23 protein-coding genes are annotated in these 20,986 nt (G+C 64.4%); 13 read left to right on the plus strand and 10 right to left on the minus strand.

Annotated features, from left to right (window positions below):
- Genes EV641_RS17985 through EV641_RS18015 form a run of 7 tightly spaced genes read left to right on the plus strand, consistent with a single transcriptional unit; the run spans position 1 to position 6,608 of the window.
- Entirely contained in the window at positions 1-864 is an 864-nt protein-coding gene (locus EV641_RS17985) for an ABC transporter permease (RefSeq protein WP_132473482.1), read from the plus strand.
- Positions 861-1,658: an ABC transporter ATP-binding protein gene (locus EV641_RS17990; RefSeq protein WP_132473484.1), complete on the plus strand. Its 798-nt coding sequence runs from the start codon at positions 861-863 to the stop codon at positions 1,656-1,658. Before EV641_RS17985 ends, EV641_RS17990 begins: the two co-directional genes overlap by 4 nt.
- Positions 1,659-1,669: 11 nt before the next feature.
- Entirely contained in the window at positions 1,670-2,719 is a 1,050-nt protein-coding gene (locus EV641_RS17995) for an ABC transporter substrate-binding protein (protein WP_054712474.1), read from the plus strand.
- Entirely contained in the window at positions 2,716-3,762 is a 1,047-nt protein-coding gene (locus EV641_RS18000) for an LLM class flavin-dependent oxidoreductase (protein WP_054712477.1), read from the plus strand. Before EV641_RS17995 ends, EV641_RS18000 begins: the two co-directional genes overlap by 4 nt.
- Positions 3,759-4,916, plus strand: coding sequence for an LLM class flavin-dependent oxidoreductase (locus EV641_RS18005; RefSeq protein ID WP_132473486.1), 1,158 nt, complete (start codon positions 3,759-3,761; stop codon positions 4,914-4,916). The genes EV641_RS18000 and EV641_RS18005 overlap by 4 nt, the downstream gene beginning before the upstream one ends.
- 10 nt (positions 4,917-4,926) lie before the next feature.
- Positions 4,927-5,634: a class II aldolase/adducin family protein gene (locus tag EV641_RS18010; protein WP_054712481.1), complete on the plus strand. Its 708-nt coding sequence runs from the start codon at positions 4,927-4,929 to the stop codon at positions 5,632-5,634.
- 26 nt (positions 5,635-5,660) lie between these two features.
- Positions 5,661-6,608, plus strand: a complete 948-nt coding sequence (locus EV641_RS18015) for an ABC transporter substrate-binding protein (protein ID WP_132473488.1) — start codon at positions 5,661-5,663, stop codon at positions 6,606-6,608.
- A 102-nt stretch (positions 6,609-6,710) separates the two neighbouring features.
- Here EV641_RS18015 and EV641_RS18020 read toward each other — a convergent pair whose 3' ends face one another.
- Complete coding sequence (locus tag EV641_RS18020; RefSeq protein WP_132473490.1) at positions 6,711-7,406, minus strand: lysophospholipid acyltransferase family protein; 696 nt, start codon at positions 7,404-7,406, stop codon at positions 6,711-6,713.
- Between the two features lie 37 nt (positions 7,407-7,443).
- On the opposite strand from EV641_RS18020, the gene EV641_RS18025 reads away from it, so the two are divergent.
- On the plus strand, positions 7,444-7,989 hold the full coding sequence (locus tag EV641_RS18025) for a TetR/AcrR family transcriptional regulator (protein ID WP_347238241.1): 546 nt from the start codon (positions 7,444-7,446) through the stop codon (positions 7,987-7,989).
- 45 nt (positions 7,990-8,034) lie between these two features.
- A complete protein-coding gene (locus tag EV641_RS18030) occupies positions 8,035-8,478 on the plus strand; it encodes a hypothetical protein (RefSeq protein WP_054712486.1) in 444 nt (147 codons plus the stop codon).
- 11 nt (positions 8,479-8,489) lie between these two features.
- Here the strand turns inward: EV641_RS18030 and EV641_RS18035 are convergent, their stop codons facing one another.
- A complete protein-coding gene (locus EV641_RS18035; protein ID WP_132473492.1) occupies positions 8,490-9,689 on the minus strand; it encodes a flavin reductase family protein in 1,200 nt (399 codons plus the stop codon).
- A 25-nt stretch (positions 9,690-9,714) separates the two neighbouring features.
- Positions 9,715-11,130: an MFS transporter gene (locus EV641_RS18040; RefSeq protein ID WP_132473494.1), complete on the minus strand. Its 1,416-nt coding sequence runs from the start codon at positions 11,128-11,130 to the stop codon at positions 9,715-9,717.
- 189 nt (positions 11,131-11,319) lie between these two features.
- Between EV641_RS18040 and EV641_RS18045 the strand changes: the two genes are divergently transcribed.
- From EV641_RS18045 to EV641_RS18055, 3 genes are all read left to right on the plus strand, one after another.
- Positions 11,320-12,612 carry an amidase gene (locus tag EV641_RS18045; protein WP_054712488.1) on the plus strand — a complete coding sequence of 431 codons (1,293 nt, stop codon included), beginning with the start codon at positions 11,320-11,322 and terminating at the stop codon, positions 12,610-12,612.
- Between the two features lie 91 nt (positions 12,613-12,703).
- Positions 12,704-13,024 carry a hypothetical protein gene (locus EV641_RS18050; protein ID WP_054712490.1) on the plus strand — a complete coding sequence of 107 codons (321 nt, stop codon included), beginning with the start codon at positions 12,704-12,706 and terminating at the stop codon, positions 13,022-13,024.
- Positions 13,024-13,677: a response regulator gene (locus tag EV641_RS18055; protein ID WP_054712492.1), complete on the plus strand. Its 654-nt coding sequence runs from the start codon at positions 13,024-13,026 to the stop codon at positions 13,675-13,677. The genes EV641_RS18050 and EV641_RS18055 overlap by 1 nt, the downstream gene beginning before the upstream one ends.
- An 8-nt stretch (positions 13,678-13,685) precedes the next feature.
- On the opposite strand, the gene EV641_RS18060 is transcribed toward EV641_RS18055, so the two are convergent.
- Genes EV641_RS18060 through EV641_RS18090 form a run of 7 tightly spaced genes read right to left on the minus strand, consistent with a single transcriptional unit; the run spans position 13,686 to position 19,312 of the window.
- Entirely contained in the window at positions 13,686-14,636 is a 951-nt protein-coding gene (locus tag EV641_RS18060) for a PDR/VanB family oxidoreductase (protein WP_054712495.1), read from the minus strand.
- A gap of 41 nt (positions 14,637-14,677) precedes the next feature.
- Positions 14,678-15,427 carry an SDR family oxidoreductase gene (locus EV641_RS18065; protein ID WP_054712497.1) on the minus strand — a complete coding sequence of 250 codons (750 nt, stop codon included), beginning with the start codon at positions 15,425-15,427 and terminating at the stop codon, positions 14,678-14,680.
- 9 nt (positions 15,428-15,436) lie between these two features.
- Positions 15,437-15,931: an aromatic-ring-hydroxylating dioxygenase subunit beta gene (locus tag EV641_RS18070; RefSeq protein ID WP_054712500.1), complete on the minus strand. Its 495-nt coding sequence runs from the start codon at positions 15,929-15,931 to the stop codon at positions 15,437-15,439.
- On the minus strand, positions 15,924-17,204 hold the full coding sequence (locus EV641_RS18075; RefSeq protein ID WP_054712535.1) for an aromatic ring-hydroxylating dioxygenase subunit alpha: 1,281 nt from the start codon (positions 17,202-17,204) through the stop codon (positions 15,924-15,926). Before EV641_RS18075 ends, EV641_RS18070 begins: the two co-directional genes overlap by 8 nt.
- Positions 17,205-17,245: 41 nt before the next feature.
- The gene (locus EV641_RS18080) at positions 17,246-17,743 is read right to left on the minus strand and encodes a nuclear transport factor 2 family protein (RefSeq protein ID WP_132473496.1); all 498 of its coding nucleotides are present in this window, start codon (positions 17,741-17,743) and stop codon (positions 17,246-17,248) included.
- A gap of 4 nt (positions 17,744-17,747) precedes the next feature.
- Positions 17,748-18,107 (minus strand): hypothetical protein, encoded by a 360-nt coding sequence (locus tag EV641_RS18085; protein WP_054712503.1) that lies wholly within the window; start codon positions 18,105-18,107, stop codon positions 17,748-17,750.
- Positions 18,108-18,139: 32 nt separating this feature from the next.
- Complete coding sequence (locus tag EV641_RS18090; protein ID WP_132473498.1) at positions 18,140-19,312, minus strand: acyl-CoA dehydrogenase family protein; 1,173 nt, start codon at positions 19,310-19,312, stop codon at positions 18,140-18,142.
- A gap of 161 nt (positions 19,313-19,473) precedes the next feature.
- On the opposite strand from EV641_RS18090, the gene EV641_RS18095 reads away from it, so the two are divergent.
- Positions 19,474-20,952 (plus strand): ATP-binding protein, encoded by a 1,479-nt coding sequence (locus tag EV641_RS18095; protein ID WP_199233295.1) that lies wholly within the window; start codon positions 19,474-19,476, stop codon positions 20,950-20,952.
- The last annotated feature ends 34 nt before the right edge of the window (positions 20,953-20,986 follow it).

Genomic DNA, 20,986 nt, shown 5'->3' on the forward strand with positions numbered 1-20,986 from the left:
ATGGCCATCGTGACGACGCCGCGCACGAACGGCGGGCCCGACCAGAGGCCGGGGGGACCCACCCTCGAAGTACCGCGATACCGATCGAGTCGAGGCAGGCCGCGCTGGGTCTCCATTCCGTTACGATTCCTTGTGCCGGCACTCCTCGTAGTGGTGTGGTGGATCGGTTCGGCGACCGGTGCGATACCCGAGGAGATCCTCGCCGGGCCGCCGAAGGTGTGGACGGCCTTTGCCGAGCTGTACCAGACCGGACAACTCCTCGATTTCTCGATCGCGTCGTTCAAGCGGGCTGCTCTCGGCGTGCTGTTCGGCGTCGTGATCGGGTTGGTGCTGGGAGTCATTTCCGGGTTGTCCAGCCTCGGTGAGGAACTCGTGGATTCCACGATGCAGATCACCCGTGCGGTTCCATTCCTCGCGTTGGTCCCCTTGTTCATCGCGTGGTTCGGAATCGATGAGACATTCAAGGTGCTGCTCATCGCGGTTGCCACCGTTGCACCTATGTACGCCTACACCTATCTCGGCGTCCGAAACGTCGATCGCAAGATGGTCGAAGCAGCGCGCAGCTTCGGATTGACGGGCTCACGTCTGGTGTTCGAGGTGATCCTCCCGTCGGCACTTCCCGGGGTGTTGATGGCTCTGCGGATCTGCCTGTCCATCTCGATCACCGGCCTGATCGCAGCCGAGCAGGTGGGAACCAGGGAGGGAATCGGATACCTGGTGACTCTTGCGCAGGAATACAACCGCACCGACTACATGGTGCTGTGCGTGGTGCTGTACGCAGTGTTGGGCCTCATTTTCGACGGGGTGGTTCGAATCATCGAACGGTTCTCGATGCCGTGGCGCGGACAGGTGGCGGCCCGATGAGCCCCGAAGCCGCCCTCCCGCCGTTGTCCACACGCACACAGAGCCCGGTATCGGCAACCGCTCGCAGAGAGGGCGAACCGGTCGCGGTGTCGATCACCGGGCTTCACAAGAAGTTCGGCGACAAGGTTGTTCTCGATGAGATCGACCTCGAGATCCGCCGCGGCGAATTCGTCGTGCTCCTCGGTCCGTCCGGAACGGGGAAGACCACCCTGCTGCGGCTACTGACCGGTCTCGAGAAACCGGACAGCGGAGAGGTTCTCGTGCCCTCACGTCGAACAACCGTCTACCAGGAGCCGCGACTGATCCCGTCGAAGCGTGTCCTCGGCAACGTCGCCGTAGGGCAGCGCCGCACCGGCGAGACGAAAGAACGCGCAACCCGTGCGCTGGCCGAGGTCAACCTCGCGGGCAAAGCCCGACAGTGGCCTGCGACCTTGTCGGGTGGCGAAGCGCAGCGGGTGGCGCTGGCTCGTGCGCTGGTTCGCGAACCGGAACTGCTACTGCTCGACGAACCGTTCGCGGCTCTCGACGCGCTGACCCGACTGCAGATGCAGGATCTGGTTGGTGACCTCGTCGCGCGACACCGGCCGGCAGTCCTCCTGGTAACCCACGACGTCGACGAAGCGGTACGGCTTGCCGACCGGGTGCTGATCCTCGACAAGGGTCGGTTCGCCGTCGATACCGACATCGACCTTGCCCGCCCACGGGACCGCACCGATCCGGAATCCTTGCGCTACCGAGCAGCCTTCTTGGCCGAGCTGGGTGTCGGTCGCACACTCCCCACCACAACCACCTGAAGGAGCACGCGATGACCGCTGTATCCAACACCGTCTTCGACACCCTCTGGTACACGCGTTGTCCCGTGCCTACCGCGAGCGGCTTGGCCCACAGCCTCGGCTGGCTCGGCGAGACCGCCTCCGAAGCGGGGGTCGGGCTGGGGGTGTTGCAGGATGCCGGCCCCGAGCTGGCGCCCCGACACTTCGACCATAAGTTGCTGGGCCTGATCCGCGAGGGCGGTAATGTGCCCGCGCTCGCTGCACGGGCCGACGGCTCGCCCACCAGACTGATCGGCCTGACCTGGATCGACGAGGCACAAGCGATCCTGGTGGCACCCGACTCACCTGTTTCCGAGCCGGGTGCTCTGGCCGGGCTGCGGATTGCAGTCCCCGCATGGGCGGAGGACAGAGCACGCAGCTTCCCCCGCGCGATGGCCCTGCACGGATTCGCGAGCGCACTTGCGCTCGGCAGGCTCACCTTGGCCGACGTCCGGCCCGTCGAGGTCGCCGTCGAACGCAATCCGCAAGTACGGGGTGAGGCCGCCACGGGTCGAAGGGTCGCCACCTGGGGAGTTGACGCGCTGCTTGCGGGTGACGTCGATGCGATCTATGTCAAGGGTGCTCGTGCTCAGGAGGTGGCCCGCGAACACGGACTGCGTGTCGCAGTGGATCTGGACGCCACCGGGTCGAAGCGCTCGCGGGTCAACAATGGAACCCCGCGCCCGATCACAGTGCATGCGGACCTGTTGGAATCTCGCCCCGACCTGGTCGTCGGTTTCCTGACTCAGACGCTGCGGGCCGCAGACTGGGCCGCAGGCAACCTCGAGGAGGTCCGCGGCGTACTGGCCCGGGAAACCTTCTCCGGTGCAGAGGGAGTCGAGGCAGCATACGGCAACACTTTCCACCGTGGACTGCACCCGACGCTGTCCGACGAGCGAATCGAACTGCTCGACGTCCAGAAACAGTTCCTCTACACCCACGGTTTCCTTGCCACCGACTTCGATCTCGCATCGTGGGTTGCCCGGGAACCACTGCAGCAAGCGAGTGCGCAGCTCGCCGCCGAACGGAAGGTGCCATCGTGACCGAGTTCCTCTGGGAGCTGCCGACTCGAGGAGACGGGCGTCATGTCGACTCCGTCTCCGAGCACCGCAGTGGATTCGATTTCCTCGATCAGGTCATCCTTGCAGCCGAACTGTCGGGACTCGACGGTGTCGTCGCTCCCTACGACCCGGAAGGGGAAGAGTCGTGGGTGGTGGCCGCCTCGGCTCTGCGGCAGACTCGACACCTACGAGTCGGTGTCGAATTCCATCCTGCGTTCGGGACACCCGTGTATGCGGCCAAGCTGTCCGCAACCCTGCAACGACTCTCGAACGGCCGACTGGACTGGCGGTTGCGCGTCGAAACCGACGCCGCCGACACCGTCGCACGCGGTGACCGGGTGGCCGGCGCTGATCGTTATCGACGGGCAGCCGAATTCCTCACTGTGGCACGGGGAGTATGGAACGACGAGCCAGTGTTGCCCGGACGGTTCGGGGGTACCGGTTTCGAGTTCGACGGCGAATACTATGACGTTGTCGATGGCGGATTCCGTGGCATTCTGTCGGGCCTGCCCTTTCCTGTCGTCTACCTTTCGGGCAATTCGCACGACGCGATCGAGTTGTCGGCCGAGCATGGCGATGTGCACGTATTCGACGAGACCGCAGAAGGGGTGGACGGTGCGGTGACAGCCTTGCAGGATTCGGCGAACAGATTCGGGCGTACCGTGCGCGTGGGACTTGCGTTACCGGTCATCGCCCGTGAGACCGAGGATGAGGCATGGGCGCGGGTACTGCGCCAGTGGCATGAGGTGCACCCGCAGGCAGCCGACACCGAGATCCGGGCGCTTGTGCTCGACGGCGCTCGCTGGTCGGGCTTCGACCGGATCGGCTACAGCCATTCGGTCGGACTGGTAGGGAGTTATGAACAAGTGGCGCAGTCGCTCTCGGACTACCGGGCGCGCGGAATCGAGATATTCGAGCTGACCGGGCACCCGCACATCGAGGAACTGCACCGAGCGGGGGAACATCTGCTTCATCTCGTCGACCCTGCCGGTCGCACACTTGTAGGACAGGAGGATCACGCGTGAGCACCGACTTCTACTGGCGCATCGGCATGGAGGGAGACCATGCGTCGTTGCGTACGCCACGTCGCTACAACCGTGGTAATGCCGGTGGCCATGGCCCGGGCAACATCGCACCTGCGATCCGCGGCGGCAGGCTGGACGGCTACAGCTACATCGACCATATGGCTGCGGTTGTGAAGGCGTCGGAGTCCGCAGGATTCGTCGGTGGTCTCCTGCCGTCCTTCCCGGTCACCGAAGACCCGTGGGCGACCGCGTCCGCGCTCGCACGGGAGAGCGATACGTACCGCTTCATGGTGGCATTCCAACCGGGCTTTCTGCATCCCTTGCAGGCCGCCCGGATGTCGGCAAGCCTCCAGCGTGCCACCGGAGGACGCCTGGTCTACAACATCATCAGTGGCGGCGGTGGAGCACCACAATTGTGGTGGGGCGACAAAGTGCAGCACGATGACCGCTATGCGCGAACCTCGGAATTCCTCGATGTTCTGCGCGGAGTGTGGGATGGCGTGCCCTTCGATTACGACGGACAGTTCTTCAGGACCGAGGGTGCATCGCTGCCACCGTTGCTGACGGGCCAGCCCTTCCCCGAGGTGTACTTCTCCGGGTCGTCCGGCGCCGCCGTGGACGCTGCGGGAAGACACTCCGACTACTACCTGTCCTGGCTCGAACCGTTCGACGACCTTCGCACGAAGTTCGACGGAGTCCGTGCGCATTCCGGGAAGTCCGGCCGCACACCGAAGTTCGCTGTCCGGATCGATATCGTTGCGCGGCACACCGAAGAAGCTGCGTGGGCGGAGATCGAGAAGGGGTGGGCCTTCGTCGACCGTGAGGCAGCCAACCGGGCGGCGCAGGGCGACTCCGTAGGTGCCGCACGCATCAAAGGCCGGGTGCCGGAGACGATTACCGGCTATCGCGACCTCGAAGTCCAACCCAACGTGTGGTGCGGGTTCAGCCTCATTCGTGGCGGACCGGCGTTCGGCATCGTGGGTAGTTACGAGCAGGTAGCCGAACGTCTCGACCAACTGATCGACGTCGGCGTGGATGCGTTCATTCTCGCCGGGAACCCCCACCTCGAAGAGGCCTACCGCGTGGGTGAGGAAGTGCTGCCGTTGCTGCGTCGCACCACGCCCACACCGGTTCGTACGCTTCCCACCCGATAGGAGAATCAATATGACCAGCACCGAAACCCGCGTCAATCCTACTGTCGAGGCCTTCGTCGATGAGGCTCGTCGAGCAGCCGATACCGCCTTCCGGGTGTTCCGTGAAACCGGAACAGTGTCCGCGAACGGCACCGTGAACTTCGTCGAACGGGTGCCCGGTGAAGAGTTGGCCGTCGCACTCAACGAGCCAGGCCCATGGGTAGACGACCGCAGTGCGAAGCCGATCCTCGCGACGTTCGACGGAAAGGTACTGGCCGGTGACGGTCCGGCGGGATTCGTCACCGGGTACGCCGAAGTGTTCCGCAAGCATCCCGAGATCACCTCGATCGTGCACGTACACACGCCGTGGTTGGGCGGGTGGGCACAGACCCACCGCACACTGCGTATCAAGTACGCGGCCTCGCAACGCTTGACACTCTCACGCGACATCCCCGCGCACATCGACCGTAGTCAGGCACCCGGCGACTTCATCCTCGACCGCCTCGTGGACGATCCGGATCTGGTCGCGATCTTCGAGGCCAACGGCGGCGTCAATGTGATCGGCCGGTCGGGTCTGCTCGACCTCGCCAAGTTCGTGGTCCTGCTCGAAGAGGGCGCGCAGTACCAGGCGCTCGGTGAACTCGTCGGTGGCTCTGTCGACTTCGACTCGACAAACCTCGTGGCGCAGTGGAGCCGCAGTGGATTGCTCGATGAAGCCCGCCGTCGAGGACTCGTCTGAGATATCGCCGATAAGGACCCTCCCCAATGACTATTCGTATCGGGTACTTCCCGAACAACAACTCCCTGTTCGTGCTGCGCCACAACGGTCTCCTCGAACGGTATCTCCCAGACGTCGAGTGGGTGGACCTGCGCGAGCTGTCGGCTCCGCCTCGGGTCGATCCTCGTCAGGGGCTGCCGACCCTGCACTCGGACTGGTTGTTCGAGGACGGGGGATACGACTTCATCGGCACAGGATTCACCCCGCCGATCACTGGCCTGGGTCAAGGGCGCGACCTGGTGTACGTCGGTATCTCCGGACCTCGAGTCGAGAACGGGCGGCTGGTGAGCCTCGAGAGTTCAGGTATCCGCAACGTCGCTGACTTGTGCGGCAAGCGGGTCGGGATCGCGCACGGATCGTGGCAGACCACACTTGCCCTACTCGCACTCGATCGCGAGGGGCTGCGCTGGGATGACATCGTTCCGGTCGATGTCGACGTGAATGACGGCGGTGCTGCCCTGGTGCGCGGAGATCTCGACGCGTGGGTCGGTGCCTACCCGGGGCTGGCGGAGGTCGAAGCGGCAGCGCAGTTGCGCACCCTGGTCGACACCGAAGGGCTCTTCAGCCACCCATCGCTGTGGTTCGTCCGACGCGAGTTCGCCGAGAATCACCGCCCGGAGCTCGAAGCGATCATCACAGCCCTGCAGGAATCGGATGCGTGGATCGTCGCCAACCCGCGCGAAGCAGCACGTTACTTCGTCGACGATGCAGAACGCCGTGGCGGCACCGCTGATCTCGATCGCTGGGAAGCGGCGCTGCGCGGCCGCCCCTTCGGGATCGGCACGGTCACCGATGACTTTCTCGACGAGCAGCAGCGTTCGGCGGACCTGTTGTACGCCAACGGCTTGCTGCCTAGAGAGATCGATGTGCGCGACGCAGTATTGCCGTGGATCGGCGAGGCTGTGACAGCACGTGTTTCGACCACCATGGTCTGAGGAAGAAGCTGCCGGCGTAAGGGACCGCATCGTCCTGAACCGTAAACCCATTACCGCACCGGGATAGTCTGGTGCGGTCATGGTGCGCGCCCCGGGGGTCGTTCACGCCGCTTCGGGATGGACCTTCGGCGTCTCCCACCCTTTCGCGTACGCGTCGACGTACTCCTGCCCTGTTCGAACAGCGAGTTCGAGCATCAACGCGTCCGTGGCCGCTCGTGCACCTGCCGATCCGGCACTGCGGTATGGCATCAAGTCCAGTGGCTCGAGGATCTCCACCGTGACCCTGCGTCGCCACCATGGGGTGGAGCGATCCGGCCGCGTCCCTGTAATTGCCACTGGCACAAGCGGAGTTCCCGTCTCGAGGGCGACTCGGGCGGCTCCGGTCCGTCCTCGATAGAGGCGACCGTCGGGTGACCGCGTGCCTTCCGGGTGGATGCCCCACGCTCCGCCCTGCTCGACGATCCGGGTCGCGGCCTCGAGTGCGGGGGCTGCCGTGGATCCACCTCGTCGATCCACCGGAATCTGACCCATGGCCGAGAAGAACCACCTCTGGAGGCTTCCGACGACGCCGCCTCTGTCGAAGTACTCGCGCTTGGCCAGGAAGGTGATCTGCCGCCGGGCGGCCAGCGTCAGGTAGAACGAGTCGAGTACTGCGAGGTGGTTGGCTGCCACGATGATCGGTCCGTGGCGCGGGATGTTCTCCCGACCCACGATCTTCGGACGTCCTAGTAGATGCAGGGTCGGTCCGATCAGGGCGTGCCGGCACAGCCGGTAGAAGCACGCACTCCAGAAATGCATAGACAGTGTCTACACGAAGATGGGAGACACTGTCTACGTGAAAACGGAGGATACGAGATCGGCCCTGGTGAGGGCGGGCATCGAGTTGATGGAGGAGACAGGGTCGGCAGAGATCGGTCTGCGAGAGATCGCGCGGCGAGCAGGTGTCTCGCACGGCGCGCCGCGTCGATGGTTCCCCACGCACAGGAGTCTGCTCGCGGCGATCGCCGAGGTCGGCTTGAATGACCTCTCGGCGGTGCTCGCCGCGGCGGCGGGAACAGACGGCAACCTTGCCCCACTGGCCGTTGCCTATGTCGACTTCGCCCGCCGCCGGCCGGCGATGTTCACCCTGATCTTCCGGCACGACCTGCTCGAAGGCTCCGGTTCCGAGCTGCGGACCGTGTCGCAACCGCTGTTCACATGGCTGGTCACGATGGTCGAGCAATCGGCAGTCGTGGAAGACGCGGCACAGAGCGCGGCGGCGCTGTGGGTCGGGGTCCACGGGATCGCCGTGCTCTCGTCGACGGGCTCGCTGGGTCTTGCAGCATCGAACGTGAACGAGGCCGAACTGATCGACCGCGTCGTACGCGACAGTCTCCGCTGAGCCGAACTTCTGACCACACCGAGTGCCCGGGTAGCGTTCGTGCCCATGAGCACCCTTCAGGAAGTCGGCGACCGCGAGTCGTGGAGATGCTGGTTGTGCGACGAACCGGTGGATTCCGATATGTCGGTCAACGACCCGCGCGGCCCCAGCATCGACAGCATCAATACCGCCAAGAAGGGCGCCAAGGGCAGGGGCGGGGTCGAGCGGCTCGCGCACCGCGCCTGCAACACCAGAAAGGGTGCCGTGAAGCCGGTCGTACCGTGGCCCGATCAGCTGTTCGTCGTCGATCCCGCACCCATCATCGGCGTGGTCGAACAGCTGAGACGGAAGGGTGGGCGCGTCGCCGTCGCCCGGTGCCCCGCCGAGTCCGACGCCGAGGACGCCTCCGCGTGGTTGCTCGACAGACTGTCGCGCTTGGAACCGGACATGCGATTCGACACCCAGATCGATGCCGGCGGCGGCGGATTCCTCCTGGTGCTGAAGGCGTAGTGCAGCGACATCTACTGCCGACCGGATCGTCCTTCCAGCACCGCGACGACTGCTTTGGCTCGGGAAATCCATTCCGCGACCGTCGCTCCGGATGCATTCGTCGGAAGCTGGGCCAGACGTAGCGTCAGTGTGTGGTTACCGTCCCGGTTGCGGACGGGCAGCACGACAGACCCCACGTTGTAGCGACACTCGGGATCGAGTTCCCGCGGACGGTAGTCGACCGTTGATTCGACGATCGATGCCCGAATGTCCCGCTCCTGCACGGGTGTCAGGCGCCCGCACTCGTATCGGCGCGTGGCCTCGCACATCGTGTCATAGGCAGCGACCCCCTCCTGTGGAAGCAGTGACAGCACGTATCCGTGGGTGCGGAGGAACGCTATCCGCTGCCGGTAGTGCCCCTTCACGGATTCGTCGACGCCGTGGGCCTTGGTCAGCCATTGCTCCTGTTCGTCGTCGGCGCGGTCGAAGACCACGCTGTCGCCGATGGGCGGCACGATCGGTATTCGTCGTGCCAGGCCGTTCTCCCGATCGACCCCTGGCCCGACCGCGGATAGGACCGTCGCCATCTCGTCCCTGCTGATCGCTGTGTAGAGGATGACCTCGCATTCCACGGCCCGGGCAAGGGCCTCGACGTCGGGACGTGCGATCTCCGCGTCGTGGATCTCGTCCATGATCTCGTGATCCATCCGGGCCATCAAGGATGTGCTGACGAAACTACCGTAGCCGCCCTGGAAGTAGATCAGTGGCGCAACAGGATTGGTGACGGCCATGTCGTTCACGCTGCAGAGGATGATCCAATGGTCACCGGCGTCCAGTGTGTTCGTGATGCGGGCATCGATCCACGCGACGGACTGTTCGAGTACGGGGTCGCCGGATGGTGAGCCGAACCAGTCGATGCCGTCGAACTTGTTCTCCCAACGTCGTGCGATCGTGGAGACCAGGTCTTCCTGCTCGCCGCCGAGAATGTTGATGCATACCGAATCGCATCGGCGGAGCTTGTCGAACGACTTGGACGTCTTCATCGGCATGAAGGAGACGAGGGGAGGCTCGAGAGACACCGAGCTGAATGTGCCGACGACGAGAGCGAGCAGCTCGCCGTCGTCTGCGCGCCCCGTGACTACCGCGACGCCGGTGGGGTAGTGGCCCATCACCTCGCGGAACAGGCCCTTGTCGATGTCACTGTCGATGTCGATGGTGGTGTCGGTGGACATGAGTGCCCTCCTTGCTCGGGGGAGATTACTTGCTGTAGCCGGCCTGGAGCTTGCGTCCGAGGGCCTCGGGGCGGAGGAACAGGATGCACAGCACGCCACCGACGAGGAGAACGACACCGGTGATCGTGAATGCTTGGTGCACACCGGCGGCCATGTTGTTCGCCATCTCTGGAGTGAGTTCAGATCCGGATGGAGGCGAGACATACCCGGCTCGGGTCATCAGCCATCCGACGAGCGTGGGCGAGATGATCGCTCCCACGGAGGCGACACCACCGAGCGTGGCCATCATGATGGGCCGCTGCTTCTTGCCCACGGAGAACGCCAACGCTGATGCGGTCATCGGGTAGGCGAGGCTGCAACCGGCTGCGATACAGAGCAGCGCCACAGCGAAGACACCTGATGCTGTTTGTACGAGGATGAAGCAGACACCGGCGACGAGTGCCGCGATCCCGAAGGGGATCGCGATGGAGCGGTGCGAATCGAACCCCTTCTGCATCAGCCGATGGCCGAGGAATCCGAGGAACAGCAGGACGACCGCGCCCAGGATCCACGGAATGGTCGTGACCGTTCCGACCTGAGGCAAGGAAAGCCCGACGACGGTGCCGAGGTACTGCGGAAGCCAGGTCGTGACGAAACCCTGGACCCAGAAGTTGGAGCCGCCGCCGATGACCGCGGCGAGGAAGGTCAGGCTGGCGAATGCGCGCCAGAGAGCGATGGGTTTCTGCTTGTCGACGTCCTCGGTGTCCATCTCGGCGGTGGCCTCGGCGGGCACGCCGTCCTCGCCGTGTTTTCCATGACCCGAGTAGGGGCCGTCGCCGGCGAGCAACACCCATGCGATCACCCAGACGAATCCGACGATACCGAGGACACCGAAGGCCCAGCGCCAGCCCCATTCGCCGATGACCCACGCCAGCGCGGGCGCGGCGAGAACGGGACCGAGGGTGGAGCCGGCAGCCACGAGATTCGACGGCAGAGCACGACGACGCGGCTCGAACCACGAGTGGACCGAGGTCAGCGACATCGCCGTGGCCGGCCCTTCGGCGCCGCCGAGAACGATGCGGGTGACGAGCAGGATCGCGGCACCGCCACCGAGCAGCATGGGGAACTGCATGACCGCCCACACGACGCCCATCGTGAGGATGATCCACCGCACCGAGAACTTCGCTGCGAGAAAGCCGGTCACGACGGACACCACGGCGTACAGGAAGAAGAAGGCGCTGCCGATGAAGCCGAACTCGACCGCGGAGATACCCAGATCGGGAATCGCCTCGGACGCAACCAGACCCAGCACTGCCTTGTCGGCGAACGCGACGATCTGGAACAGGACGAGCAGTGCTGTGATGAGCCAGGCCTTGCGGTTCATTCTGCCGAAATCGATCTTCTTCGATGTCTCCGGTCGGGGAGAATCGATGATCTTGTCCGGCGCCACGGACGAAGCCATGTGCAGCCGCCTTTCTTGTGGGCTGGGAATGGGCGTGGTGCGTGCGGGAAGTGTTGGACGGGCACCATCGGACCGACGGTGTGGAAAACATATTTGCCGTTTCCTCGCTCGGGTAGGAGGGAAACCTTTACTGTCGGCGACTGCGCTCACTGGGCAGAATGGTGAGGTCAGCGAACGTAGGAGGAAGATGTGAACGCGCCCGCGGTTGGTTTCTCGGTTTCGGATCAAGTGCGGTCGATCGGAGCGGGCGCGACGACCGCGACGGAGCTCGTCTCGCAGGTCAGAGAGGCGATCGAGGCCAGGGAGCCGGAGCTCGAGGCGTGGGTGCAACTCTCGTCGACGGCGGCCGCCGAGGCCGCGGACATCGACAACGACCCGCGCGACCTCCCCCTGCGCGGTGTCTCCGTCGGCGTGAAAGACCTCATCGATGTCGCGGGTATGCCCACGCGTGCCGGCTCGTCCGTCACTCCTTCCTCTGCGGCCACTTCCGATGCGCCCTGCGTTGCCCGGCTTCGGGCGCTCGGCGCTGTCGTCCAGGGCAAGACCGTGACGACGGAGTTCGGCTACTTCCGTCCCGGCCCCACCCGTAACCCCCGTTCGCTCGATCACACGCCGGGTGGGTCGTCGAGCGGCTCCGCGGCAGCGGTGGGTGCAGGCACTGTGCCGCTGGCTCTCGGCACGCAGACTGCAGGATCCTTGACCCGCCCCGCGTCGTACTGCGGTGCAGCGGGAATGGTCCTTCCACACGGCAGCACCGATATGTCGGGAATCATCGGCCTGAGCGAATCACTCGATTCCCTGGGGTTTCTGACCCGCACTGTCGCCGACCTCCGGTACGTGCACGATGCGTTCCTCGGTGCGCAATCGAGCGATCCATTCGGCAGCGCTACACGCGTGTTCGTCTGGGGTGGTAGCTACCTCGACTATCTTGACCCCGCGATGATTGCACTGCTGGGCCGAATCCCCGCCCTCCTGGGCGATCTGGGGTTCCGGTCGGAGCCACTCGACTGGGACGATCATGTCAAGACGCTCGCGGATGATCACCTCACGGTGATGGGCTATGAGGCCGCGCGGGAGCGTGCCGGTGAGTTCGACGAGCACCGTGACGAGCTGAGCCCTCAGATTCGGGACCTGCTGCAGCAGGGCCGCGAGATTTCCGGTTCGGCATGTTCTGCCGCCCTGATCCGTCGCGATCGCTCGCGCGAACTTCTGCGCGAGATCCTCGACGGTCCGGCTGTGATCGTCGGCCCCGCCGCGACCGGTCCGGCACCGAAGGGGTTGTCTGCGACCGGCTCACCGATTCTGAGCCGCCCGTGGCAGCTGCTCGGCGTGCCCGTGGTGGTCGTGCCGGGTGCCCGCACGGTGCAGGGGCTCCCGCTGGGGCTGCAGGTGATCGGATCGGCAGGCGACGAGGGGTATCTGTTCGACGTGGGGGAGAAACTCGAGGCGGCACTCCGTGATCTGCCGCCGCTGGCCGGATGACGATGTCTGCACCACTGAAAATTTGGGGAACGCAGTGATTTCGGGAGGCACAGTGAATTCGGGCGACACAGCGATTTCAGGAGATACCGGGATGCTGACACCTCGACCGGTCAACCATCATCGGATGTTCCTCACCTGCTACGAGGACACCTTCAACTACGGGTGGCATCACGTCGACCTGTTCGTGCACGACGAGTACGGCCGCGAGGTCAACTGGGTGCACTGGACGGTGGAGGCGGACGGTCCGGAAGCCGCCGACGAGTCGGTGCGCGGGGAGGAACCACTGCTGAGGCGCATCACGCCGTGGGAGCCCCAACTCAGTGCGGTGGGAGCGCGGTACTGGACCGCTGAGGCCGGGTGGGGAGACAGCACCGGGCCGGAAGACAACGTCGGGGTGGGAGGCGACGCCTGATGACCACCGCGCGCGCCACCGACGATGCGCCGGAGACAACGGTGTACGTCGTCGACGACGACCCTGCGCTGTGCGATTCCGTCGACTGGATTCTCGAGAGCATCGGTATCAAGCCGGTGATCTGCCACAGTGCTGATGCCTTCCTCGACGTGTACGACGGTTCGACACCGGCCTGCATCGTGCTCGATGTGCGGATGCCCGGGATGAGCGGCACGCGGCTACAGGAGAAAATCAACGAATTCGCCCCGCACGTCGTGATCATCTTCGTCTCTGCACACGGCGACATCAGGATGTCCGTCGGGGCGCTGCAGAAGGGGGCGATGGACTTCCTCGAGAAGCCCTACGACCCGCAGCGACTGCTCGACGCCGTGCAGTCCGGTGCGGAGAGAGCCAGAAGCCGTTTCGCCGAGCATGTCTCGCGTACGGTCGTGCAGGAGAAGCTCGAGTGCCTGACTCCGAGGGAGCGGCAGATCCTCGCCCTGGTCGTCGAAGGACTACCCAGTCAGAACATTGCCCGCAGGCTCGGCATGAGCGTGAAGACGGTCGACGTTCATCGCGCCCGAATCAAGAGCAAGACCGATTCCGACAGCATCGGAACCTTCGTCCGGGACCTCCTCCGGTACGGAGTGGAAGTCCCGGACGCCGATCGGTAACAGTCCGATCAATAGTAGTCCAGCACGAGCCGGGGGCTCTTCGTGCGCGACACGCATACGGCCATGACCTCGCCGGATTCCTTCTCGGCCTTGGTGAGTACGTTGTCGCGGTGCTCGGGCGACCCTTCCAATACCTGCATGATGCAGGTGCCGCAGATCCCTTCCTGGCAGGAGGTGTCGACGTCGCAACCGTTCTCCTGGAGCACGTCGACGATGCTCTTGTCGGCGGGGATCTCGTAGGTCTCGCCTTCCAGTTCCACTTCGAAGGCCGCGTTCTCGGCTGCGTCGGGCTGTTCGGCGGCGTGGAAGTTCTCCAGGTGGACGGCATCGGGCGAGACATGCCGGCCTGCGACCGCGACGACTTTGTCCATGAATCCGTCCGGCCCGCACGTGTAGACGTGCGTACCTGCCGACAATGTCGTGAAGGCCGCGTCGAGCACCTGCTCCTGGCTGTCGCGGGAAACTCCGATGTGTGCGTGGAGCTTCTCGGGGCAGCGGTCGTTCAGCAACGGCAGGAACGCCGCTTCGGCTTCGGTTCGGGCGAAGTAGTGCAGCTCGAAGCTGATGTCGTGGACATCCATGTAGCGGGCCATGCTCAGCATCGGGGTGATGCCGATGCCTGCGGCGACAAGTACGTGGTGTCGTGCGTCGGTTGCGATGCCGAGGAGGTTCCGGGGCTCGCTGATGCGGAGTCTGTCGCCGACCGCGAGTTCGTGCAGGGCGGCAGACCCGCCGCGGGAGTTCGCCTCACGTTTGACGGCGAAGGCGAACGAGTCCGCGGAGTCGGGGGTGCTGCAGAGCGAGTACTGGCGGGTGATGGCCGTCGGCCCTTCCACGTCGATGTGCGCACCCGGAAGATATGTACCCAGCGGCGACCCGTCGGGCTTCTCCAACCTGATCGACTTGATGGTCGGAGTTTCCTGGGTGATATCGGAGACGATGACGTCGATGAGTGCCATGTCCGTTTCTCCTTGTGTAGCAACAGTGGAAGGGGAGGACGTCAGCGGACGTACAGTCCGCCGTTGACGTCCCAGCAAGCGCCGGTGACGAAGAAGGCGTCGTCGGAGGTCAGCAACGCGACCGTGTCGGCGATGAACGACGGGCTTCCGAGGCGCCCCACCGGGATGCCCGCGATGATGCCTTCGAGCTTGTCTGCGGGCACCGTCCTGCGCACCACGGGCAGGTCGTGCGGGCCAGGGGAGACGGCGTTCACCGTCACGCCCCGGCTCGCCAGCTCACGTGCGAACACCTTGGTGGTGGTGAGGATGGCGCCCTTGGACGCGGCGTAGTGGCCGCCGGTGGCGGTGCCACCGTTCTGGCCCGCGAGTGATGCCATATTGACGATCCGTCCGAAACCCTTGTCGGCCATGGCAGCACCGAACACCTGGCATCCGAAGAAGATGCTGTTGACGTTCGTGTTCAGGACGCTGGTGAAATCGTCCTCGGCGAGGGTCATCAGATCGGCGGCCTGGGTGACCGCAGCATTGTTGACGAGGATCGTAGGTGTGCCCCAGATTTCCTGACACACCGCGAGACCCTCCTCGAACCCGGCCTTGTGGCCCACGTCGAGCTTGACCCCGCGCGCGGTGGATCCGTCCGCGGACAATTCCGATGCGAGCGCATCGACCGCGCCGCCGTCGAGGTCGGCAAGAAGGACGCGGCGGCCGTCGGTGTGCAGTTTCCGGGCGATGACGGCGCCCATTCCGCCGGCGGCGCCGGTGACGATCGCGATGCCGTTGGTGGTGGTCATACCAGCTCCTTACAGCAGGTAACCGGAGGCGCTGACCGCGTCCTCGCTGTCGACGAGACGGATCACCTTGAGGGAGATCTTGTCGTCACCCTCGTCGTCCAAGACAACGGTGTGCGTCAGGTTCGCGCCGAGTGTCAGGAACTCGTTCCGCTTGAACGCATTGAGAATCTGGGCCGAGCGAACGGTGACGGAGGTGTCGGTGAGCTCGCGCACGGTGAAGCGGGAGATGACCCGGACGGTGCGTGCCGCCGCCACCGCAGACGGCGAATAGCCCTGCAGCATGCGCTCGACGCGAAGCCGCCGCATGCGCTTGTCGTCGTACACCAGGTTGAGCGACGACCCGAAATCGTCGGTATCCGGGTCGATCGGGACGACGTAATGGGCGTCGTCGGTGTACATCTGCTCCCACGACTTGTAGTCCTTGTCGTCGAGCGCTTCGGCTTCCTTCCAGATGAGCTCGATCGCGCGCAGGACGCGGGGGTCCGTCAGGGTGAGGTCAGTCATCGCTCATCAACTTCTTCCACATCGCGTAGGCCTCACGCATTCCCGTTTCGTCGGTGACATGTGAAGTGGGCCAGCCTTCTTCGGTGAGATATTCGCGTCCCTCGCCGCGGTTGACGAGGATCGGCATGTTGGGATTGCCGCCGGCACCGATCTGCACCCGGGTCCAGCCTTCGGCATCGTCGGGGCTACCGAATCCGAACGGTCCCTGGAAATGTTCGTGGATGCGCAGTCGTTCCCGGTTGACGCTCTCGGGTCCGCCGTCCATGCCGATGGCCATGTGCCAGATCTCGGTTTCGTCGACGGAAATGGGGATGAGCACGCGGAAGAACGACGACGACATCGCCACGTTCGGGAACGTGTTGAGGTTGAACCCGCATCCGTGCATCGAGCGCATGTAGCGGCGGATCCGCTCGGGACTTTCGCCGGCTTCGGCGAGTTCGTCGACGAGATGCTGGAATCGAGGCTGGATCTCTTCGGTGCCGTCGTCGATGTCGAGGTCCATGTGGGCGGCCGCCATGATCGCGACACTGTGCCCGTTACCGAGCGAGTGTGTTTCAGCGCTCGGATCGTCCATGAACGACATCATGTTCGCGGTTTCCGCATCGACCGAGGCCATCCACGACTTGTGGACCATCGGGAAGTGGTAACCGTCGGTGGTGTTCTCGAGCTGGATCTTCCAGTTTCCTTTGAAGCGGAACTTGTGTACGCCGATGACCTTGGTCGGTACACCGTTGCTCTGTTTGAAGAACCGCTCCATCCAGATCTTGGCGTCGCCCAGGAAATCCTCGAGCGGCTCGGCGTCCTGGTTGAACGTCGCCCAGATCATCCCCATGTAGCTTTCGGTGCGGAGGGTCTGGAGCGGGTAGTCCTTCTTGTCGATGACACCCTCGTACCCGTCCGGGTAGGGGATGCCGCGCAGGCGACCGTCGAGTGCGTACGACCAGTTGTGGTAGGGGCAGGTGAAACCGTTCGCCTTGCCGCTGCGCTGGTCGCACACGGTCGCGCCGCGGTGGCGGCACCGATTGAGCAGGGTGTTGAAATTGCCCTTGCGGTCGCGGGTGACGATCACCGGCTGATCGCCCACCTGGGTGGTCTTGAACGATCCGGCCTCGGGGATCTCGCTCTCATGCGCGACCCACACCCACGTACGGTAGAAGATCTTCTCCATCTCCACGCGGAAGATCTCCGGATCGGTGTAGAGCCGGCCGGCGACACGATCGGTGCCGACGAGGTCGCCGTAGTTCTCTTGGATCGAATGCTCGACCGTTGTCATGGTGCTCTTCTTTCGGAATTCGTGTCGTGCGGGCGTCCGCATCAGTGCAGGTGGGCCATTGCTTCGGTGGGCAGCGGTGTCGCGAACATCCGCTGCGTACGGAACCGGCTCATCCGGGCGGTGGGATGGGGGAGTCGTTCGATCTCGAAGTCGATTTCGAGCCGGGCGCACAACAACTCGGCGGTGCCGTCCGTGTGGAGCGAGAGTTGCTGCATGATCCAACGGCCCCGAGTATCGTCACCCTCGACCCGGATCTGCTCGCTGCCGAGCAGATGAGCATTGCGGACGAAGTGCTCTGCCGGTGGGAGATACTGCGAGACGAGCGCAACCACCTCGGCGCGCCCTCGGGCGATTCCGAACTTGCCGGCGTACTCAGGGCCTACCCCCTCCCAGGTCGCGTCGGCGGTGAACAGCAGTCCGATCTCGTCGGCGCTCTCCAATGGCCCGGGCACGTCGCACAGGTCCATGTAGCGGGTCAGGCAGTCGCGGACGGCGTCCTTCGCTTCGAGGACTGCCAGACGGCGTTCGAGGGCGGTCATCGGATCACAACTCCACGTCGTCCCGAATGGTCAGCTCACGACCCATCCGCGCTTCGATCTTGAAGAACTTCCACAGTGCGTATTCGCCGATCATGGTGGTGCGCAGCAGGTTGCATGCGTTCTTCACCGTCTCTTGATCCCGAGCATCGGCGAGGACGTAGCAGGTCCACGGCCAGCCATCGGACGGCCCGACCATGTGGGCGTCGTCGTCGAAGGTGCCGATGATGTCGATGCCGTCCATGTTCTTCAGGTTCGACAGCATGGTGGAAATGCCGACCCAGACCGGGCCGATCTCCGCCTTGGGCAGATCGAAGAAATTCTGGTTGTTGCCGATGCAGAACAGTGTGCGCAGCGGTTCGGCCATGACGGCGTCCTTTCGTTGGGGTGCGAGCCCGGTCAGGGGAAACTGGGGATACCGGCGTCGAGCCCGAGCAGGATCGAACCGGCGGCCTCGAAGGTGTTGGTCTGGAGCATCGCGTGCTGGGCAGGAACGAGAGCGTCCTGCAGATATCTCTGGAGCGGATGGCTCTCGTAGATCGCACCGGTGCCCGCGAGATCGAAAGCGGTGAGCACCACATCGCGGCCGACATGCGCAGCCTGGGTCGCACCCAATCGGAGCAATGCCTTGTGTTCGTCGGTGATGTCGGCGCGCGATACGGCGAGCTTCCAGACCTCGTCGGTGACCTCGTAGAAGAACGCCCGCGCCGAGCGCAGATCGGCCTCCGCCTTTGCGAGGCCCGTCTTGTAGGCGGGGCGATTCCCCTTGGCTGTGCCGCCGGTGATGCTGGAACGGGCCGAACCCACCTCACGCACGTAGTCGAGGGCGCCGCGTGCCGCCCCGAGTGTCACCACCGCAAGGACCTGCGCCGCGTAGGGAAGCATCGGGTAACGGGTGATCGGCTCATCCACCTGCGGGACGCCGCCACGCACGAAGGTCATCTCTTCGGGCACGAAAAGCCTGTCTGCGCGGACGGCGTGGGAGCCGGTAGCCTTCATTCCGGCAACATCCCAGTTCTCCACGATCTCCACGTCGGCCGGATCCACGAGTGCGGTGAGTGGCATTCCGTTGGAATCCGGCCCGCCGGCGAGGCCGATGCCGAGAATGTCGGCGCCGCGGCATCCGCTGGCGAACTGCCAGAGCCCACTGCACAGGTAACCGCCCTCCACCTTCTCGGCTTCCTGCATCGGGAACAGGCCACCTGCGTAGGCGAGGTCCGGTCCCTCGGCGTAGATCTTCGCCTGCGTCGCGACCGGCAGAGCAGAGAAATACACCAGAGACGACCCGAAGCTCGCAACCCAGCCCGTGGCAGGGTCCACCGCGGAGATCCGCTCGACGAGCTTCATGAACGACGACGGGTCCATCGGTTCGCCACCGAACTGTGCCGGTGTCGACGCCCGATACATCCCGGCGCGCTTGAGCAGGGCAATGTACTCGGGCGGAACGAAGTGCTGCTTGTTGAACTCGTCGCGTCGGTCGCGCAGGACTTCGAGCGCATCGTCGAATGCACGGTCCCGTGCCGCGCCCACAGGCTCGGCCGCGATCCGTTCGGTGGTGCTGGGGATCGTCATGTCGTCTCCGTTCGCTCGTGTTCGCGCTGATGAACACGCTATGGAGGACGGGGCTACGGCGGTATCGGGGTTTTCTCCCGAGGTCATAAAGTAATTACCGATGGCGGTGGTGACGGGCTGCGTTCCATGATGGGCCGTCCTGTTCTCGGAGGTGCTGATCGATGTTCCCGACCCGACGCGACTTCCAGGCGATGGCGGAACACACTCGGACGGGCATCCTGATTCACGAGGCCGCGTCGAAGAACATCCTGTGGGCGAATCCTGCAGCGTGTCGGATGTTCGGATTCACGCTCGAGGAGTTGCGTCCGCTCAAGGCGCACCACATGAGCAGCCAGGAACGGCAGTACCGTCGAGCGCTCGGTGTCGCGTGGCTCCAGTCCGCCGTCGTCCACGGGTCGAGTCGCCGGCAGTGGAAATACCGGACCAAGGCGGGCGTCGACTTCCTCACCGATGCCACCGCGTCGCACATCCAGTTCCAGGATGGTCCGGTGGTGATGGTCGAGTTCCGCAACATCTCCGAGGAGGTCGAGATCCAGCAGGAACTCAGCTGGGTGTCGCAGTCCTTGCAGCGGATCATGACCCACACGTCGGCAGGAATCCTGGTGCTCGACGACGACAATTGCATCGAAGACATCTCTCCGCTCGCCGCGCGGCTGTTCGATTCCACACCCGATCGGCTGACGGGTGTCCATCTCGAAGACCTGGGCCGGTGCGACCCAGCACTGAACTCCGAGCAGGTGGTGGCAAAACTCGCGTCCGGAAACGGATCCGTCAAGATCACGCAGAGGATCACGAAGGTGGACGGGAGCATCACGTGGCTGGCCGGTGAGCTCGAGGACGTCGTGCACGACGGCATCGTCTCGCGCGTGCTGGCCTTCCGGGACGTCACCGAACGCGTCGAACTGGAACTGCGGCACGAGTACCAGGAGGCCAATCTCCAGTATCTGAGCCGCTACAACGCGATGGGTGACATGGCGATGATCCTGGCCCACGAGCTCGGACAGCCCCTCGCCGCGTCGTCGAACTATCTGAGCGGACTGAAGGCGCGTGTCGCGGGAGGCACCCTCGACCGTGAGCAGCTCTCGTACGGATTGGATATGGCAGAGAGACAGTTGAGCCGCGCAGCGGAGATCGTGGCGTCCGTCAAACGGTATGTGCGACGTATCGAATCGACGATGTCTGCACTGGATCTCGATGAGGTGGTCGACGAGAGCCTGTATTTCGTGCGGCTGCGTGCGGCGGAGCGCGGTATCCGCGTCGATGTGCATTCGACGCCCGAACCGCTGCCGGTTCAGGGCGAGAGTGTGCTGATCGGACAGGTGATCATCAACTTGTGCTTCAACGCGATCGACGAGATCGTGCTGCCGACCACCGAGGTCAAGGAACTGACGGTGAGCACTTCGCGCGACGGGGAGTGGGCCTGTGTCTCGGTCGCGGACCAAGGTCGGGGGATGGAGAGCGCACCCGAGAACCGCCTGGCGTCAGGAGTGTTCTCGGCGAAACAGGATGGGTCGGGGCTCGGGTTGATTCTGTCGGAACACATCGTCGAACGGCATGGCGGCGACATCCGGTTCCTTGCGAACGAACCGCGCGGCACCGAGGTGCGGTTGCGTCTGCCGATCACGAGGACGAGTCGGTAGATCAAGATGTGGTCCTGGTCCGAAACGTCGGGTC

The sequence above is a fragment of the Rhodococcus sp. SMB37 genome (genome assembly GCF_004345605.1).
In the GTDB taxonomy this organism is placed as follows: domain Bacteria; phylum Actinomycetota; class Actinomycetes; order Mycobacteriales; family Mycobacteriaceae; genus Rhodococcus.